Below are 19,670 nucleotides of genomic sequence, written 5' to 3'. Positions count from 1 at the left end.
TATTGCAAATATCACCATTTTTGAACTTAAAGCAAATTTGCAAATGCCGTTTATAATAGCCTCTGCAAATAATAAACTTCCCAGGGCACATGTTATTTTTTATTGAAGAAATGTATAAACCAATTTAGATATTTATAAAACAGCTTGTTGATGTCATCTGATATTCTAAAAACGATGGTCAACACGCCAAATACCGTTAATGTTGTAATGCTTCTGATTATAATATCCAAAATGTAATTATCAATTTCCGGGATAAAATATCCGGCAAAATAGGATGCAAGTCCAACTAATAAAACAATTATAAATAGATAGTTATAGGGCTGCATACCATATTTAACCCACAGAAAAATATATTTAATCACATGCATAATTAATTTCGATAAGGCAGTAGCTATTGCAGCTCCTGTAATTCCGTACATCGGGATTAAAATAAGGTTACTGATTACAAGCAAAACAATGAGAATTCCTTTCAGAAGGGTTTGTACTTTATAATATGACGATGTGCCCACCATCATTGCACTTACACCAGATACCATATCAAGTAAAAAGGCCAATCCTACGAAAAGAATTACATACTTGCCCGCTGCAAATTCTTTTGGCAAAATTTCAAAAATATTGTCAATATTAACCCATAAACCAACCAGAATCAGAATACCCATGATAAACTGGGTTAGGCACGTTTTTTTATAGATGGTGTCAATGAGTTTTATATCGTTGTTTTTCCAGGAGTCAGCAATATAAACGGTGGAAGCCTTTATTACAGAGCGCGATGGTAATCTGACTAACGTGGCAAAGAAAAATACCGTAGTGTAAATTCCTGTAGGCCCCAAACCAAGGGCATCATCAATCATGATTCGGTCTATATGCAACGAAATAATGTTTGTGCCTCCGGTGAGCACGCCAAACAGACCTACTTTGGTCATTGTTTTGCTCAAATCAGGGGTGAGGAATTTCCAATTGGGCTGCAGAAAAAGATGATTTGTAGATTTTATGGAATAAATCAAAAGAATAACAGGCAGCCCCAGTGAGAGTGCATACAAATAAATGAATCCCTCGAAATTGATTAACCCAAAATATAAAACTATTACTGAAACCAATATAAAAAAGCGCTGTACAACTTCTTTGAGCAGAGCTCCTCGCACGGAGTTATACAGCATTTTGTAATAATTGTCAAGAATTCCAAAAATCAAAAGGAATAATGTAAAAGGAAGTAGCAGGTATATGTATTCTACAAAAAGTGGCGATTTAGAGATACTTTTTTCAATTAGAAAAGGTTTAATGCTCCAGAAAATAATGCACGTCAGCAGAAAACCTCCGGCAGCCACCAACAGCATTAAAAGCAGAAACCCGTTGTGTTTGTTTTTGGTATCTCTGAACCAGGGGAACATTTTGCTGATTACATTATTCGTTCCAAGGCTGGCAAATTGCGCAAACAATGATGAATAGGAGACAAGTATGGAAATCAATCCAATTTGATTAACCTCCAGAACACGAGGGAAAATCAAGGCGTTGATGACAAAGCCCAACAATACCCCGATTCCTATATAAATAGCTCCTTTTGTCGATTGTCTCTGGATTTCACCCATTGCGTATGTTTTTCGGAGCCGAATTTAACAAATATTTGGGTTTGCTAATGCTTAAATTAGAATCTCTTTGCAAATCCATAAGCCAAAAACTTTTAACTGCTGCTGAAGAATGGAGAAAACCAGTTTCTAATATATTTCTTGCAAATGGTTTAGTAAAGAAAACTTCAAAATCATATCTTTGTTTGTTTATATTTTCTCTAAAATATAAATTTATGAATGAATTGAGAACTAAAGACGACATTGTAAATGATTGGCTACCGAGGTATACAGGGCGGCCATTGAAGGATTTCGGAAATTATATATTATTGACCAATTTTCAGAATTACGTACAATTATTTGCCGAGTGGCATAAAGTACCTGTGGTTGGTGAAGACAGAATGATGCCTAATGCTTCAGCTGAGGGTATCACCATCATCAATTTTGGAACTGGGAGTCCTAACGCAGCCACCATCATGGACCTCCTAACGGCCATTTCTCCCAAAGCAGTGCTTTTCCTTGGGAAATGTGGCGGATTAAAAAGAAAAAATAATGTCGGCGATCTTATACTTCCAATAGCAGCTATCCGTAGCGAAGGTACATCAAACGATTATTTGCCGCCTGAAGTCCCGTCGCTTCCGGCTTTTAAGTTGCAAAGAGCAGTTTCTTCTGCCATAAGAGATTATAATCGCGATTATTTTACCGGTACCGTTTTCACAACCAATAAACGCGTATGGGAATATGATGAGCGGTTTAAAAAATACCTGCAAAAAACCCGCGCAATGGCTATTGATATGGAAACTGCCACAATTTTTTCCGTCGGTTTTTATAACGAAATTCCAAGCGGTGCATTACTTTTGGTTTCTGATCAACCAATGATTTCTACAGGAGTAAAAACCAGTGAAAGCGATAAACGGGTTACTGCTCAATATGTGCAGGACCATGTGCGAATTGGAATTGATGCCATGAAAGAAATTGATCGACACGGACAAAGTGTAAAACACCTTAAGTTCTGAATATGCCCACACAGACATTCGAGGATATTATTGCTGATATTAATGCAAAGAAGCTCCAACCAGTGTATTTTTTATACGGGGAAGAAGGCTTCTTCATGGACCAGATTACAGCTAAAATTGCCAAAGAAATACTCCCGGAAGAAGAGCGCTCATTTAACCAAAATATTATGTATGGCGGAGACGTGGAGCTGGCCGATATTGTAATGGCTGCCAGGCGTTTTCCCATGATGGCTGAAAAACAGGTGATAATTGTAAAAGAAGCGCAGGAAGTGGCTGGTATTGCCGGAGAAGTCAATGAATCTCAAAGAGCAGAAAACAAAGAAAATCCACTTACGCTTTATCTTCAAAACCCCGTGCCGACCACCATCTTAGTAATTAATTACCGTAAGCCAAAGGTTGATAAAAGAACACGGTTTTATAAAACACTCAACAGCAATGCCGTTGTGCTAGAGAGTAAAAAACTGTATGATAGAAAACTGAATGCATGGATAGAACGGTACATAAAATCAAAAGGATATACCATTGTTGATCAGGCAGTACAATTGTTGGCTACTTACCTTGGTAACGATTTGGAAAAACTGGTTAATGAGTTAAATAAACTGGCTGTAATTTTACCCCCAAAATCGGCCATTACTGCTACACATATTGAAGAAAATGTTGGCATTAGCAAAGAATATAACATTTTTGAGTTATGGAGTGCTATTGCTGCTAAAAATGCGACTAAGGCACATGAGATAGCTTATTTCTTTTCAAAGAATTCAAAAGACCACCATATAGCTGTTACAATAGCTGTATTATTCAATAGTTTTGTAAACCTTTTACGTTATCATCAGTTGGCAACCAAGCGTGTACCACCCAATAGCATAAACCAAAAGATGGGTCTCAACTATTTTCAGGGTAAAGATTTACAGGTTGCAGCCAGAAACTATCCTGCAGCAAATGCTGTTAAGGTTATAAGTTTGTTACGGCATTTCGATGCCAGGAGCAAAGGCGTTTTAGGCGAAAACGCAGATGTTGGTGAATTAACCAAAGAACTTGTGGCAAAAATTCTATATTATTGATGACAAATGGCCAGGCAAATAACGGGTTAAATATAATAAAAGCATCGGCGGGTTCAGGTAAAACACGCAGGCTTACACTCGAATACATCCATTTGGTTCTGTCTAATCCGCTGCTTTTTAAAAATATACTTGCAGTAACTTTCACCAATAAGGCCACAGCTGAGCTGAAACTACGCATAGTTGATGAACTGAAAAAAATTGCACGAGGAAACCCGGAAGGAAAAATGCTTCCGGATTTAATGCAATTAACAGGAGCTTCAGAGCAAGAACTCAGCGAAAGCGCCAGTCGTGTTTTAGAAAAAATTTTGCATGAGTATGGCCATTTTTCAGTTTCTACAATTGATCAGTTTTTTCAGGGCATCGTTCGCGCTTTAACAAGGGAGTTAAACCTCAGCGGTGGCTACAGGGTACAAATAGATCAGCGTGAGATTATTGAAAATGCCGTTGAAAATTTTCTTGGCGACCTGCAAAACAATAAATCCTACATGAAACTGATGCTCGATTTTGTGGATGCCCGCATGAGCGACGATAAGAGCTGGAACGTCCAATATGAATTAAACCAGTTTACAAATCAACTTTTTCGTGAGCATGTAAGGTTTTACTTCGTGCGAAATAAAGGAAGTCTTACCGGCCAAAAGTCACCTGAAGAAGTGCGCCAGCTGCTCCGGTCAGCCATAACTAAGTTCGAAAAACGCATAACAGCCTGGTATGAGAAAGGTCGCGATTTTATCGATAAAACCGGAATCGAACCAGACGACCTGAAAGGAAAATCCAGAAATCCATTCCACACAGCACTTCAAAAGGTTGAGAAAAAAGATTATGGCGACCTGCCCAACCGGCTCGAAAAGTTATTGAATGTTGAAAATTGGATACCAAAAACATCCAAAAAGCTTGTGCTCGCTGAACCCGTTCAGAATTTCATGAGTGAGTTTACCAATGAATTAGAAACCATAATTAAGAACGAATACGCTCAATATATTGAAGCCGTAGCATTATTTAAAAACATTTTTCAACATAGTTTGGCCTCTGGTCTAATGAAAAAAGTAACTGAATACTTGCGCGACCAGAATCTATTCATGCTTTCAGATGCTCCGGTGCTTTTAAATTTATTCACAGATAATTCTGACACCCCCTTTATTTACGAAAAAACAGGCCACCGCTATCAACACTACATGATAGATGAGTTTCAGGATACTTCAGCATTGCAATGGGCTAACTTTAAGCCACTTATTGAAGAGTCGGTTGCAAGTGTAGGGTTCGGAAATTATATCGTTGGTGATGTAAAACAAGCCATATACAGATGGCGCAATGGTGACTGGAATCTGCTGCAAAGAAAAGTAGCTGAACAGATTCCCAACCATAACGTGGAACCGCTTAAAGAAAACTGGAGAAGTAAAAAAAACATTGTTGATTTCAATAGCAATTTTTTTAAAACATTAATACCTTCTCTTGCCCCACAACAGCCTGATTCATATGGCGATATCTTAAAAGAAATTTACAACGATGTAGAACAGGTTATTCCTGAGCAGGTTGCTGAAGCTAGAAAAGGTGGCTATATACTGCTTAGGGCCATAGAAGGTGAAAAAGTAGACGATTTTAAAAACAATGCATTAATTGACCTGAAGCAGCAGGTTGACAAACTGACGCAGGAATACCAAAAAAATGGAATATGCATACTCGTTAGAAAAAACGATGAAGTAAAAAAAGTTGCAACTTACCTCATTAATGAAACAAAATATAATATCATTTCTACAGGGTCAATGACTTTGGCCAATTCGAGAATGTTACAGCATATTATTGCCGCATTCAGGTATTTGACAGACCCCAATAACCTCTATTTAAAAACCCTCGTTTATTTAGATAATTTTGAGCATGATGGTGTAAGTCTAAATGATATCTTCCTCAACGAAGGCGACGGCTTATTAAACCCTGAGTTTAGGCAAAGACAAGCGGAACTTGCCAATTCATCATCGCTTGCCCTTATTGGTAAATTAATTGAAATTTTTAAACTTGAAGATAAATTTCCCAATCACGATGCTTTTATCAGCAGATTTTATAATGAATTAAAAAAACTTGCCGGCGAAAAAGGCGGTGGCCTAAAACCAGTTATTGACTGGTGGGACAGAGAAGGCAGTGAGCTAAGCATTGAAATAAATGAAACAGATGAGGAAAGCATTACCATAATGACTATCCATAAAAGTAAAGGCCTGCAATTTGAGCATGTGATTTTGCCATTTGTCTATGGCGCTCTCGATAAAAAACTCGACATGATGTGGATTGATGGTAGTGCATTCTCTTTCGATGAACTCAAAGGGGGCCTTTTCCCGGTTACATTAACCCAAAATCATATAGATAGTCCCGGACTCAACCATTTTTACCAAAAAGAAATTTTTGAATTGATGGTCGACCAGATAAACACCCTTTATGTGGCTATGACAAGGGCAAAGGAAAGTTTGACCGTATTATTTAATAAAAATGCCAATAAAAGTGATGATATAGCGCAGTGGTTTAAAAATTTCATCTCCATTGAGGAAAATGAGATAACCCGCAATGGCCATTTTGTGAATGAGGATGTTTTTGAGTATGGTGAATTAATTAAAACTGATAATCCTCAACATAAAACTAAAACCGGTATAAATGTGCAATTAGGTGATATTGCCGGAGTTACTATAAAAACCGACCATCAGCATATTTTAACAAAACCACGTGAACAACTAATGGCATCAAAAGGATCGTTGTTTCATAGAATATTCGAAAATATAATTGTTCCTGACGATATTGATCAAGCTATTGATGAGCAAATCAACCTGGGTTTTTTGGATAGTGCCGATCGTCAAAAATTATTTTTGCAAATACAAAAATGGATTAGCCAGCCGGCAGTGGCAAAGTGGTTCGAACCAGGCGGTAAGGTTTTAACAGAGGCTGATATTATTGTACCTAAAACCACCTCCAGCAGGCCTGATCGATTAGTAATAAAAGGTGATAGCGTTACAGTTATTGACTATAAATTTGGAGAGCAACATAGAGTAGAACATCAAAAACAAGTCAAAAACTATTGCAAAATAATTAAAGCAATGGGATACATTGATGTAAAAGGCTTCGTTTGGTATCCCATAATGAACGATGTGCTTGAAGTAGACGTTTAGTTTTATCTGTTACCGGAGTTTTATTATATTCATATCTCAAAACCTGATAAATGCAGCATATAGATAACTCTAAAACACAGACAATAAACGCCTGGCAGCATTTTGTTGATAAATTGTCAGAAGAAGTGCTTATTGTAAATGAACGTTTTCAGGTGGTTGTGGCCAATGAGTCAGCAAAAAAACGGTTTGGCATTCATGCCATTCAACCTTATAAGTTTTATTGCAAGAAATTTTTCGCACAATTCTGTAACGATTGTGAAGTTTGCCCTCTCAGAAAAACTATTGAAACCCAAACGACACAAACAGTCTCTTTCGAAAAAACACAAAGTAAAAGGTACGATGTAACCGTCATTAATCTGCCGGTGAGTTTTCAGGATGAGCAGTGGTTTATGTGTTCATCACAACAAAAACAAATTAAACGGAAGCCAAAAAATAATCAAACTTATGTGAATGATATTGGTACCTGGCAGGTTACGCTTGATGAACAATTCAAAATTGTTAAAGCAAATCAGTATTCTTATCAATTCCTGGGTTTGACCAAAGAAACGCTCGAAAAAAATAAACCATTGTTTACCGACTTGCTTGCACCTGAATACAAAAATTCTTTCATAGAAGCAATAGAAACCCTGCAAAAGAAGAAAACGAGTGAACAACTACGATTACTGTTTACCACAAGAGATAACAGCTATTATGGTGGTAACGCTTTTATCAGGTTAAATACTTCGAATGAACAGGTGCATTATGAATTAAGTGTGTCACCAATCACTTATCCAGTATTTGGTAGCCAGGAGTACTATGAAAACCTTCGCCTCCAGAATTTTATTTATATCATTACCCAACAAATTGTGCAATCCGGAAGCCTTGCAGAAGGGTTTCGCCAGATTCTTTATTCCATGGCAGAGGTATTGGGAGCCAATATGTGTGGGTTTATTCATTTTGGATCAAATCAGCAATATCAGATCAAGGCCGCATTGGTGAACGGAAAATATTACAACACCGAAACTGTTCCGGAGGTTATAAAGCAACAAGTGGAGGGCTTTTCGATGCGGCTTAAGCAGGAAGAGCATATAAATATTTCAGATGTTGTTAGCTCTGAATTTTACTACAAAGAATATTTAAGCGATGTAAATGTAGTCTCTTTTTTGTCATACCCACTTAAACATCACACCCGCATGGTAGGGGCTGTGTTTGTTGGTTTGCCGCATCCTTTTGTATGGCCCGAAAACCGGATAGATTTTGTGAAAATTATAGGGTCTATAATTTTACAGAACTTTTTGCAACATGAAACCCGCGAAAAATTAAAAAGAATAAACGAAAATTTTGTAAATATTTTTGATAACAGCAGCGATGCGGTGTTTATAGTAAGTTTAAGTGGTCAGGTTTTGGAGGCTAATCATACAGCAACAGTTCTCACAGGTTACAATAAAACCGAGCTGCTGAAGAAAAATGTAAGTGAAATATCAAAAGCCGAAACCCTCGACCTGGCGCAGGTTCAGTACGAGATGCTTCAGTCCCAGCAAATGATTTTTGGTACAGAATTGATTCCACGAAAAGGCGAGAAAATTCCCGTCGAGACGCGCGAGAAAATTATCCGGTTTCAAGGCAATTTAGCTATATTGGTCATTGCAAGGGATGTGCGCCACCGAAGAGAGATTAACCGCATGATGGTGCAAACCATCTCAGAGACGCAGGATAAGGAAAGAAAAAGAATTGCAGAAGGCTTACACGATAATGTTGGACCTTTGCTTAGCACACTTCGGATTTATATTGACCTGTTGAGAAATACTGAACTAACAGAGCAGGAAATAGAAGAGTATTCTCAAAGAATGAACAAAATTATAAATGAAGCAATTGATACTGTACGTGAGGTTTCCAGAAACTTGATGCCCGGTGTATTGAACGATTTTGGCTTAAAAGAAGCCATATCTGATTTTTGTAACAAAATAAATCAAACCGGAGTTATTCGCGTATACTTTACATACAATATTGAAAATGTTGCACTACAAGATAATCTTAAAAATGTTATTTACAGCTTAGCTAAAGAATTAATTAATAATTCTATAAAACATGCCGAAGCAAGTGAAATAGACTTGAGTATTAGTGAAAAACAAGAGGGATTGGAAGTTATAATGAAGGATAACGGGGTTGGAGTCGATATTGAAAAACAATTGGCTAAAAACTATAAAGGACTTGGGTTAAAAAATATTTTAAGTAAAGTTAATGCCAATTCCGGCAAAGTAACTATCTTAGATGTTGATGGTTTTGGGATGAAGATTGTATTCCCCTTGTACGAAAACTAAAGCAGCTCAATTTCAGTCGATTACTGCATATAATAAAACTATTGTTATGAATATTTTACAGGCATTTATAGTAGACGATCACACCATTTTCAGACAAGGGCTCGCAATTATGCTGAATAAATTAAACAATGTTAAGGTTATTGGTGAGGCCGAAGATGGAAAACAATTTATTGAAAGTATTGATAAGTATAATCCGGATATTGTTTTTCTCGATATTAAAATGCCTAACATGGATGGTATTGAAGCTGCTGAATTGGCCTTTCAAAAAAAGCCCAGCCTGAAAATTGTAGTAATGACTATGTTTGAGGAATCGGCATATTTTAACAAGATGGTTGATCTCGGTGTACATGGCTTTTTGTTGAAAAACGCTGAAATGATGGAAATCCGGAAAGCATTGACCAGAATTAATGAAGGTGATACTTACTTTTCTGAAGAATTACTTAAGAAAATCAGGAGTTCCTCATCAGATGAACCTGGAACAGGTGATATAAAATTCTCAAAACGCGAAAAAGAAGTGTTGGATTATCTTTGTATGGGCTTGTCTAATAATGAAATTGCTGAAAAACTTTTTATTAGTCCCCGCACAGTAGACGGTCACAGGGCAAATTTATTGAGCAAAACAGATTCTAATAATACCGTAAGTCTTGTTTTGTACGCCGTTAGAAATAAAATTGTCGATCTTAAATAATTTATAACTTTATTTGGCGTTTCCCTGCTAAGACTGGTTAATATTTTTTGTTACAAACTTGAGCAAATATAATTTTTGTTGTTTTTTTGAATATTTTTAGGGGATATAATGCATAGAAAAGATATTTTAATCGTAGACGATGCTGAAAATAATTTGATTCTGCTTAGTGATTTGCTATCTGAATTTGAATACAATATAAGGGTGGCTCATAATGGGACAGAGGCCCTTGAGCTTGTCAATAAAAAAGCTCCCGATTTAATGCTGCTTGATATCATGATGCCCGAGATGGACGGTTTTGAGCTCCTTGAACAAATTATGCAGATAACACCCACAATTAAGACTGTTTTTATCACCGCCAGGTCAAACGAAGAAGATAGAGATAAAGCTTTTAAAATGGGTGCCGTTGATTTTATTACCAAACCCGTAAATATTATGCAGGTAATGGAAATTGTCAAACAGGCCATCCAATAGTTTTACCAACAATTCTAAGGAGAACCTTCTCGTACTAGCTTTTATAAATTTATTTGGCAACTGTACTTTCCGGTGAATTTTACCTGCTTTCATCCACATCAAGTCTTTTATTATTAAATAGTTTTAGTCTAATTATCTGTAGAATAGTATTTTACGTTGTAAAAAGCATAATTTCCGGCTGTTGTAATCAGGTTGAATTACTGTTTATACCTCTACAGCTAAAACGTAATTTTATATCATGAAAAAACCTAAATCTGCTAAATTATGAATTGGACAAACATTAGAATTGGCGGCAAACTGGGTATCGGATTCGGTATCTTGATAATAATTGCCATTGCATTGGGCATTATGGCCATAGTTAATATGACAAGTATGCGTACTGAAACCGAATACCTCAGTAATGAATACTTGCCTGAAATGGAAATCTCGAACAATATAGAAAGATCATTTCTCGAAGCCATTTTTGAACTTAGGGCCTACAATTATACACATGAAAGTAACTTTCTTTCAACAGGTAAGGGATTATTAAACGAAACACGCAATTATATTGATCAGGCCTATAACCTTGCCGATAGGGCCAAGCGTTTGGAAAAGCTCGAAGGAACCACAAAAAGCGTTGACGAAAATTTGGCAAAATATGAGCGGTTACTCAATCAAACAGTAGAAGTTGTCGGGAAAATGGAGCAAAACCGCAACGATATGGATGAAGCAGCTGCTACCTATATGAAAAACTGTATGGAATATCTCGATGGTCAAAATGCCCGGATGAGAAGAGAAATAAATACAGGAAATACCAACATGGCACGGCTTGAAAAAATTACCCTGATAAATAATATTATCGACGCCGGAAACGCAGTAAGAGTCGAAAATTTTAAAGCTCAGGCCACAAGAAATCCAGAAGCATTAAGGGTTGCAGTAGACGAATTCGATAACTCTTTTGCGTATTTCGATGAAATAAGAAAGTACACCAAACTACAAGCAGACCTTGAAGCTTTAGAAAATATAGAAGAGGCAGGAACACAATATGTGGCTGCTATTAATGGGTATTTGGCCAATTGGAGTGAGACTGACCGACTTGGAGGCGAGCGAGTGCCGGCAGCAGGTCAGGTGACCGACAATGCGAGAGCCGCTGCTGTGGCTGCCATAAGTGGTACAGAGTCCATTGCAGGCGATATTGTTTCATTAACTGAAAGCTCAAGCCAAATAATGATAATAGGGCTTATTTTCGCAATGATTTTGGGAATTATTCTCGCTGTCATTATTACACGTTCCATTACATTAGGTATTGGCAAAGGTGTTGGTTTCGCAAAAGAAATTGCAAAAGGTGATCTTACTGCTGAGATTGAAGATAAATACTTAAATCAAAAAGATGAAATTGGTGAGCTGGGCAATGCATTGCAAGGAATGGCAAACAAGCTCAAGCAAATTGTGCAAGATGTTTTCGAAGGAGCTGAAAATATTGCATCAGCAAGCCAGGAGTTAAGCTCTACTTCGCAAGAAATGTCGCAAGGTTCTTCAGAACAGGCTTCATCAGCCGAGGAGGTTTCTTCATCGATGGAACAAATGGCCAGCAATATTCAGCAAAACACCGATAATGCCAAGCAAACTGAAAAAATATCACTCAAAGCATCTGATGATATTTCACAAGGTAACGATGCTGTAGGTAAAACGGTAGATTCAATGAAAAATATTGCTGAGAAAATTACCATTATCAGCGAAATAGCACGCCAGACAAACATACTTGCACTCAATGCTGCAGTTGAAGCTGCCCGCGCAGGTGAGCACGGAAAAGGTTTTGCTGTTGTGGCAGAAGAGGTCAGAAAACTCGCTGCCAGGAGTCAGGAATCAGCACAGGAAATAGATGAAACTTCTAAAAACAGTGTTTCTATCGCTGAAAATTCAGGTAAACTTCTTACAGAAATTGTACCCGATATACAAAAAACATCCAAGCTGGTACAGGAAATTGCTGCTGCCAGTTCTGAACAATCATCAGGTGCCGAACAGGTTAATAGTGCTATACAGCAACTTAATCAGGTAACACAACAAAATGCTGCCGCCGCAGAGGAGATGGCTACCAGCTCAGAAGAGCTATCCAGCCAGGCTGAACAGATGCGCGAAACAATGGGGTTTTTCAACATTGGAGTTGATGCCAAAAAGCGCACTAAGAAGCAAACAAAAGCTGCAAAAACGCAGGTGCAAACCATGCACCAAAAAAATGAAAAGCCCCAACAGCATCATGCTGCATCTCCTAACAAAGGAGTTGATTTGAATTTGAACGATGAAGAAAATAGTGACAAAGACTTTGAAAACTTTTAGTAAAAATCTATATCACCGGAAATATGATCATTTTCGGTGATATCTTTATTACTTGATTTTGGGGTATGTCAATAAAAAACACTTAATGACACTGATAAAAAAAATATTAATTGTAGACGATTCCTTTAATAATCTAATTTTACTGGAAGATTTGCTTAGTGAAATGGATTATGAAGTTACGGTGGCCCATGATGGGCTTGAAGGTATATCGAAAATAACACAATTTACACCCGATTTAATTTTATTAGACATAATGATGCCCAAAATGGGCGGATTTGAACTGATGGAAAGAATAAATCAGGAGCAATGGAATATTCCGGTAATTATTATTACAGCAAAAAATAGCGAAGAGGAACGAACGAGGGCTGCCGAACTGGGAGCTGCAGATTTCATTGTAAAACCCGTTATAATCAGCGAAGTGCTCGATAAGGTGAAAAAAGTGATAGACAATTCATAGTGAATTTTTGGGGTCTGAAATGCGGTTGGATAATATATTCAGCCGCATTTTTTTTGTAAGGGTTTGTGCTTTAATTGTTTGCTTTGTATTTTATAGGAATTGTAAATGCAAAGGGAGGTTTGTATAATTGATGATATATTCATTGACCCGAAGAAAAATTAAAACATGATATTTTTCATAAGAAAAAACACTTAAAAATTTATAGATTTGTATACAAATTAAGTTAAACTAAATCAAAATTATAAAGTTATGCCTAAAGGTTTTTTCAATGTCCCGAAAGCAGTAAACGAACCCGTACGTTCGTATGCTCCCGGCACAAAAGATCGTGAAGCGCTCAAAAAAGCACTTAAAGAGCTCAAATCCAAACAGATTGAAATACCAATGGTCATTGGTGGAAAAGAAGTAAAAACCGATAAAAAGGTTGATATTCATCCACCACATGAATTGGCGCATACGCTGGGGCACTATTATCAAGGAAGTGCCAATGAAGTACAAGTGGCCATTGATGCTGCAATGGAGGCAAAAGAAAAATGGGCAGCAACTCCCTGGCATGAGCGTGCAGCTATATTTCTTAAGGTAGCTGATTTGCTAACAGGACCATATCGTTACAAAATGAACGCTGCAGCTATGCTCGGTACCTCTAAAACGGCACACCAGGCAGAAATTGAATCAGCCTGCGAATTTGCTGATTTTATGCGCTTTGGCGTGGAATATATGACCAAAGTTTACGAAGAACAACCCGTATCTGATAAGAATACCTGGAACCGTGTTGAATACCGCCCATTAGAAGGTTTTGTATTTGCACTTACACCATTTAACTTCACGGCCATCACAGCTAACCTTCCTGCTGCTCCGGCCATGATGGGTAATACCGTAGTTTGGAAACCTTCTAAACTTAACATCTACTCGGCTAATGTAGTAATGGAAATATTCCGCGAAGCCGGATTACCTGATGGTGTTATTAACCTTGTATTCGCTTCAGGACCTGTTGTGGCCGATACTGTTTTCGCAAGTCCGGATTTTGCCGGTTTCCATTTTACAGGCTCTACACCAGTATTTCAGCAGTCGTGGAAAAAAATTGGCAACAACATCACAAAATACAGAACATATCCACGTATTGTAGGTGAAACCGGTGGAAAAGACTATATTTTTGCTTCACCAAAAGCAGATGCCAAAGCAGTAGCTACAGCTATGGTTAGAGGAGCTTTTGAATATCAGGGACAAAAATGCTCAGCTGCTTCAAGAACATACCTGCCGAGCAATTTGGCCGATGAGATTTTCAAATATGTGAAAGAAGATGTTTCAACAATCAAGCAAGGGTCTCCCGAAGACTTTTCTAACTTCCTTTGTGCTGTAATTGACGAGTCAGCATTTGATAAACATGCTGCTGCCATTGATATGGCCAAAGAAGACAGCTCTTGCGAAATTATTGCCGGTGGAGGATATGACAAGTCAAAAGGTTATTTCATAGAACCAACTGTTATTAAAACAACTAATCCGAAGTTTTACTCAATGGAAGAGGAGCTTTTCGGACCGGTACTTACCGTTTATGTATACGATGAGAATAAAGTAGACGAAACACTCGATATCCTGGATAATACCTCAATTTATGCATTAACAGGAGCTATTTTTTCACAAGATCGTTACGAAATAGACAAGTTTACCAAACGCCTTGTCAATACAGCCGGTAATTTCTACGTGAACGACAAGCCAACAGGAGCTGTCGTTGGACAGCAGCCATTCGGTGGAGCACGCGGTTCAGGAACCAACGATAAAGCCGGTTCACTACTGAACCAATTACGTTGGGTATCGGCACGCAGTATCAAAGAAACCTTTGTACCTGCCAAAGATTACCGCTACCCTTACATGGAAGATGAATAATTAAAACCATAATCTAAACCCGGTACATAGCTATGCACCGGGTTTTTTAAAACCAAATCAATATGAATCCAAAAATGCAAAAAGTACTTGACAACCTGGGTGTTAAAGAAATGAATGCCGGCGTTTGTACAGGTACACAATGGATAGAAACCGACGGGAAAGAAACTACATCAGTAACGCCAATTGATGACTCAATACTGGGTAAGGTGAAAAATGCCGAACTTAAGGATTACGAAAATGTAATTACAAAAGCACAGGAAGCATTCAAAAAATGGCGCGAAGTTCCTGCTCCTGCCAGGGGCGAAATCGTAAGAAAAATAGGGAATGCATTGCGCGATAAAAAAGAAGACCTTGGAATGCTCGTAAGCATGGAAATGGGAAAAAGTTACCAGGAAGGTCTCGGCGAAGTACAGGAAATGATAGATATTGCCGATTTTGCAGTTGGCCAGGCCCGTCAGCTTTATGGCTTCACCATGCAAAGCGAACGACCAAATCACCGCCTGTTCGACCATTACCATCCTTACGGTATTGTGGGTGTAATTACGGCTTTCAATTTTCCTGTGGCTGTTTATGCCTGGAACACGATGATTGCAGCTGTAGCTGGCGATGTGGTTGTATGGAAACCTTCCTCGAAAACACCACTTACTGCAGTAGCTGTGCAAAAAATTGTGGCCGGTGTCATTAAAGATGAGCCAGAGGTGCCCGAAGGCGTATTCAACCTTGTAATTGGCCGTTCGGCTGTAATGGGCGATAATTTTATAGAAGATAAACGTGTGCCACTTATTTCTGTCACCGGATCAACCCGCGTTGGTAAACGCGTGGCTGAGAAAGTTGGAAAGCGTCTGGGCAATACCATTCTGGAATTAGGTGGTAACAATGCCATTATTCTTACCCCGGATGCAAGCCTTGAAATGGCTATTCCTGCAATCGTCTTCGGAGCTGTTGGGACAGCCGGACAGCGCTGTACTTCTACTCGGCGTGTGATTGTGCACGAAGATATTTACGACGATGTGAAGAAAAAACTTACAAATGCCTACGAACAAGTATCGAACAAAATTGGCGATCCTCTTGATGAAAACAACCTTGTAGGCCCACTAATTGATACAGATGCTACCGAATTGTTCACTACTGCACTTGAAAAAGTGAAAGAAGAAGGCGGTAAAGTATTGTTCGGTGGTGAAGTGCTTTCAGGTAAAGGCTACGAAACGGGAACTTATGTGGTGCCTGCAATTTGTGAAGCACAAAATCATTTCGAAATTGTGCAGGAAGAAACCTTTGCTCCAATTTTGTATCTAATCAAGTATAAATCTTTCGATGAGGCAATGGACCTCCATAATGGGGTACCTCAAGGCCTCTCTAGTGCTATATTTACTGACAGTATTCAGGAATCAATGTCATTCCTGAGCAATAGCGGTTCAGATTGTGGCATTGCCAATGTAAATGTGGGTACTTCAGGCGCTGAAATTGGTGGTGCCTTTGGTGGTGAAAAAGATACCGGAGGCGGTCGCGAATCAGGCTCTGATGCATGGAAAGCCTATATGAGACAACAGACAACCACCATTAATTATGGTACAGAATTGCCTTTGGCGCAGGGTATAAAATTCGATATCTAATTCATAGATAAATCGCATAAATCAAAAAGGAGACTGCCGCACAGGCAGCCTCCTTTTTTGTTTATAACCATTATTACAAAATAATTCTGGAATTTGTCAGGAATTAGTTTTAACTTGTAATTGGTCTAACTAACTAATTCGCTGACAATGAAAGTAAGCCATTTTGCCATTGTTGTAATCGCTATTCTTCTAAGTACCATTAGTATTTTTGCAAATCATAACAAAGCTTTTGATGTGCCCGCAGACTCAGTTCAAATTGCTCAGCATGCAACTGAACAAAGTCAACCTGTTGACGTAGATGCTGAGCAAAGCGAATCACATGAAGCAGGACACAATTCAGACATGTCACCGTTATTTTTTGTAATTGTGGCTCTAATCATCGGAGCTGCCACACGCCATTTTCTTCGCAAAAGTCCAATTCCCTACACAGTGACGCTGCTCATTATTGGTTTGATAATAGGTATGGCTGTACGCATGGGATTTTTCGAAAATTGGGCAGATACATTTACTAATGCTGTGCTTTGGGCGGGCCATATAGACCCGCATTTAATATTATATATTTTTCTGCCAACATTGATTTTTGAAGCAGCTTTTGCCATGGATGTCCATACTTTTAAAAAAACTGTTGCAAACGCTGCTATTCTGGCTGTGCCCGGAATTATTGTTGCCCTATTTTTAACGGCATTTATTATTATTGGCATCAAAGAATTTGGCATTGGTTTACCCGATTGGACCTGGCAGATAGCGCTGTTGTTTGGAGTTGTTATCAGTGCTACTGACCCGGTAGCTGTAGTGGCCTTGCTCAAAGAATTAGGTGCCAGTAAAAAACTGGGAACCCTTATCGAGGGCGAATCATTGCTGAATGACGGCACTGCCATTGTGATTTTTTTAGTATTGCTCGGTAGCATAAAAGGTGCTTCACCTGATATGGGGGGATTGGAAGCCATTGTTTTTGGTTTACATCCTGTACTTAAATTTGCTTATATCTCCTTTGGCGGTGTTTTGCTTGGATTAGCCGTTGGTTCAGTCACTATTCGCTGGGTGCGCAGCGTTTTCAATGACCCGATGGTTGAAATATCTGCAATAGTAACTGCCGCTTACGTCACATTTTTTATCGCGGAACATTTCTTATATGTTTCCGGAGTACTCGGACTGGTATCGCTCGGCCTTGCTGCGGCCAGTGTAGGACGTACCAGAATCAGTCCAGAGGTAGAACATTTTCTGCATGAATTCTGGGAATTGCTCGCTTTTATAGCCAATACCCTCATTTTTATCATAGTTGGGGTTATAATTGCAGAACAAACTGTTTTTACCGGAAATGACTTCCTCATTTTATTAATTATTTATGTCGGAATTCATATTGTTCGGGCAATTGTAGTTGCAATTTTCTACCCTTTTATGAAGAATACTGGATATGGTTTGAGTAAAAAGAATGCAATAGTTGTATGGTATGGTGCACTGAGAGGGGCCATTGGCCTCGCACTTGCCCTGGTTGTTGCAGGATTGGACCCTGCTGTATTGCCGGAAAAAATTCAGAACCAGTTTTTGTTCTTCACTGCCGGCATTGTGATTATGACATTAATAATCAATGCCATAAGCATTAAATTTCTCATTCAAAAACTAAGACTTACTAAATTGGCTCCGGCCAAAGCTAAAATGATATACAATGCCCAGGCTTACTTACGTAAAACAGCTGAGAATGCAACAGAAAATCTTAAACGCGACCGATTTATGAATCATGCCAACTGGCAACAGGTGAAAAAATATTTGCCACCTATGCCGGAAATTTCAAAAGAAGAAATTGGCGAAATTGAGACCATTGCAGAAATACGCAGGCGAATACTTGAGCAGGAAAAAAGTAGTTACTGGTACCAGTTTAAAGTAGGTTTATTAGGTCCAACAGCTGTGCAAAAACTTTCAGAAGGTATCAATACCATCTTAGATGCCGGTGGACTTATTCCACTGAGTGAAAGAAATGATTTGGAAGAAAGCTGGAAAACGCCAGGTTTTCTTAAAAGATTGCAAAATATGCCCTTGCTGGAAAAAATGACCAAACATATGTTTTTTGAACGCCTTGCTATTAGCTACGATTCTGCAAGGGGGTTTGTTGAGGCTCAGGAAGATGCGCTTAAATTAGTTGAAAGCATGCACCGAGAGGTGGAGGAGGGAGAAGATGGAGAGAAAACCAGCAGTCTTGAGATTATTGAAGAAGAAATAAATGAAAATCGTATACATGGGCTTACCTATTTGAGAAACCTGCGTAAAAGTTACCCCGAAATTTATAATGCAATTTCTACACGACAAGCCATAAGGTCTTTACTAAATCATGAGATGCAAACAGTAGAACGGTTACAGAAAAAAGGCCGTTTAGAGTCTTCAGAGTCAGCAAAAATGGTCCAGGCCATCGAAAATCGAATGAAGCAATTATTGCAAAAACCACCATCAGTAAAATTGCCAAAGAATATTAAACTTTTGAAAGATATGGACTGGTTTGAAGATGTGGAAATTCATATGTTAAAAAAAGTGTCGCTGGCATTTACCAGCAAAGTTTATTCTGTTGGTGATAAGCTTATTAAACACCATGATAGTGGGAATGCCATATTCGTAATAGTGAGGGGGACTGTTAAGGTATCTATTGGTAATGAAGTGGTAGCTGTGCTGGGACCTGGTAATGTGGTTGGTGAAATAGCTGTTCTAACCGGAAAATCCAGTTCTGCCACGGTTGAAGCAGAATCGCCCGTGACGACTTTGCGTATGAAATATCTTAAAATTCAACGTTTGCTTAATGAAGATAAATATCTTAAAGAAAACCTTTGGAAAATTGCCGGTAGACGAATGGCAGAAAATTTATTGTCGGTGACAAGGGAATATGCCAAACTAAAAAACAAGAAACTTCAAAGAATTATTCATAAAGGAGCGTTGCTTGATTTGAAAAGAAACAATAATTTTACGCTCGATAAACAAGAAGGAGTATTGCTCTCGGGGACATTAAATCTTGATGGTAAAAACATAAGTGGTACACGGCTCTTGGTCCCGGGAGATTATCACATTGTGGAGGATAGTTACGTGTTTATTATTTAACTTATTTTATACATGAAGTACCTGAAAAAGAACAAAATTTATTATCACATTCTTTTTGTGATTTTATTTATGCTAACA

At 38.4% G+C, this 19,670-nt stretch carries 12 protein-coding genes; 11 read left to right on the top strand and 1 reads right to left on the bottom strand.

Annotation, left to right across the window (positions count from 1 at the left end; translation table 11 throughout):
• Nucleotides 1-92 precede the first annotated feature (92 nt).
• Nucleotides 93-1,586 carry a lipopolysaccharide biosynthesis protein gene (locus ACTB0Y_RS05070; protein ID WP_463205717.1) on the bottom strand — a complete coding sequence of 498 codons (1,494 nt, stop codon included), beginning with the start codon at nt 1,584-1,586 and terminating at the stop codon, nt 93-95.
• 221 nt (nt 1,587-1,807) lie between these two features.
• On the opposite strand from ACTB0Y_RS05070, the gene ACTB0Y_RS05065 reads away from it, so the two are divergent.
• The 11 genes from ACTB0Y_RS05065 (at nt 1,808) to ACTB0Y_RS05015 (ending at nt 19,592) form a co-directional block, all read left to right on the top strand.
• Nucleotides 1,808-2,578: an AMP nucleosidase gene (locus ACTB0Y_RS05065; protein ID WP_463205759.1), complete on the top strand. Its 771-nt coding sequence runs from the start codon at nt 1,808-1,810 to the stop codon at nt 2,576-2,578.
• Nucleotides 2,579-2,580: 2 nt separating this feature from the next.
• Nucleotides 2,581-3,639, top strand: a complete 1,059-nt coding sequence (gene holA, locus ACTB0Y_RS05060) for a DNA polymerase III subunit delta (protein WP_463205716.1) — start codon at nt 2,581-2,583, stop codon at nt 3,637-3,639.
• Nucleotides 3,639-6,785 carry a UvrD-helicase domain-containing protein gene (locus ACTB0Y_RS05055; protein WP_463205715.1) on the top strand — a complete coding sequence of 1,049 codons (3,147 nt, stop codon included), beginning with the start codon at nt 3,639-3,641 and terminating at the stop codon, nt 6,783-6,785. The genes holA and ACTB0Y_RS05055 overlap by 1 nt, the downstream gene beginning before the upstream one ends.
• 50 nt (nt 6,786-6,835) lie before the next feature.
• On the top strand, nt 6,836-9,085 hold the full coding sequence (locus tag ACTB0Y_RS05050) for a PAS domain S-box protein (RefSeq protein ID WP_463205714.1): 2,250 nt from the start codon (nt 6,836-6,838) through the stop codon (nt 9,083-9,085).
• Between the two features lie 46 nt (nt 9,086-9,131).
• Nucleotides 9,132-9,773, top strand: coding sequence for a response regulator transcription factor (locus tag ACTB0Y_RS05045; protein WP_463205713.1), 642 nt, complete (start codon nt 9,132-9,134; stop codon nt 9,771-9,773).
• Nucleotides 9,774-9,881: 108 nt separating this feature from the next.
• Nucleotides 9,882-10,244, top strand: coding sequence for a response regulator (locus tag ACTB0Y_RS05040; protein ID WP_463205712.1), 363 nt, complete (start codon nt 9,882-9,884; stop codon nt 10,242-10,244).
• A gap of 264 nt (nt 10,245-10,508) precedes the next feature.
• Nucleotides 10,509-12,560 carry a methyl-accepting chemotaxis protein gene (locus ACTB0Y_RS05035; RefSeq protein ID WP_463205711.1) on the top strand — a complete coding sequence of 684 codons (2,052 nt, stop codon included), beginning with the start codon at nt 10,509-10,511 and terminating at the stop codon, nt 12,558-12,560.
• Between the two features lie 85 nt (nt 12,561-12,645).
• Nucleotides 12,646-13,017, top strand: coding sequence for a response regulator transcription factor (locus tag ACTB0Y_RS05030; protein ID WP_463205710.1), 372 nt, complete (start codon nt 12,646-12,648; stop codon nt 13,015-13,017).
• Nucleotides 13,018-13,266: 249 nt separating this feature from the next.
• Complete coding sequence (gene pruA, locus ACTB0Y_RS05025) at nt 13,267-14,898, top strand: L-glutamate gamma-semialdehyde dehydrogenase (protein ID WP_463205709.1); 1,632 nt, start codon at nt 13,267-13,269, stop codon at nt 14,896-14,898.
• A 62-nt stretch (nt 14,899-14,960) separates the two neighbouring features.
• Nucleotides 14,961-16,511: an L-piperidine-6-carboxylate dehydrogenase gene (amaB, locus tag ACTB0Y_RS05020; protein WP_463205708.1), complete on the top strand. Its 1,551-nt coding sequence runs from the start codon at nt 14,961-14,963 to the stop codon at nt 16,509-16,511.
• A 147-nt stretch (nt 16,512-16,658) separates the two neighbouring features.
• The gene (locus tag ACTB0Y_RS05015) at nt 16,659-19,592 is read left to right on the top strand and encodes a cation:proton antiporter domain-containing protein (protein ID WP_463205707.1); all 2,934 of its coding nucleotides are present in this window, start codon (nt 16,659-16,661) and stop codon (nt 19,590-19,592) included.
• Nucleotides 19,593-19,670: the final 78 nt, after the last annotated feature.

It is taken from the genome of Salinivirga sp. (assembly GCF_055145285.1).
This window is presented reverse-complemented; position numbering and strand designations above follow the sequence as displayed.

Excerpts from the sequence above, each read along its gene's own strand:
- ACTB0Y_RS05070 (WP_463205717.1), bottom strand. The coding sequence starts at position 1,586 with ATGGGTGAAATCCAGAGACAATCGACAAAAGGAGCTATTTATATAGGA.
- holA (WP_463205716.1), top strand. The coding sequence starts at position 2,581 with ATGCCCACACAGACATTCGAGGATATTATTGCTGATATTAATGCAAAG.
- ACTB0Y_RS05055 (WP_463205715.1), top strand. The coding sequence starts at position 3,639 with ATGACAAATGGCCAGGCAAATAACGGGTTAAATATAATAAAAGCATCG.
- ACTB0Y_RS05050 (WP_463205714.1), top strand. The coding sequence starts at position 6,836 with ATGCAGCATATAGATAACTCTAAAACACAGACAATAAACGCCTGGCAG.
- ACTB0Y_RS05045 (WP_463205713.1), top strand. The coding sequence starts at position 9,132 with ATGAATATTTTACAGGCATTTATAGTAGACGATCACACCATTTTCAGA.
- ACTB0Y_RS05040 (WP_463205712.1), top strand. The coding sequence starts at position 9,882 with ATGCATAGAAAAGATATTTTAATCGTAGACGATGCTGAAAATAATTTG.
- ACTB0Y_RS05035 (WP_463205711.1), top strand. The coding sequence starts at position 10,509 with ATGAATTGGACAAACATTAGAATTGGCGGCAAACTGGGTATCGGATTC.
- ACTB0Y_RS05030 (WP_463205710.1), top strand. The coding sequence starts at position 12,646 with ATGACACTGATAAAAAAAATATTAATTGTAGACGATTCCTTTAATAAT.
- pruA (WP_463205709.1), top strand. The coding sequence starts at position 13,267 with ATGCCTAAAGGTTTTTTCAATGTCCCGAAAGCAGTAAACGAACCCGTA.
- amaB (WP_463205708.1), top strand. The coding sequence starts at position 14,961 with ATGAATCCAAAAATGCAAAAAGTACTTGACAACCTGGGTGTTAAAGAA.
- ACTB0Y_RS05015 (WP_463205707.1), top strand. The coding sequence starts at position 16,659 with ATGAAAGTAAGCCATTTTGCCATTGTTGTAATCGCTATTCTTCTAAGT.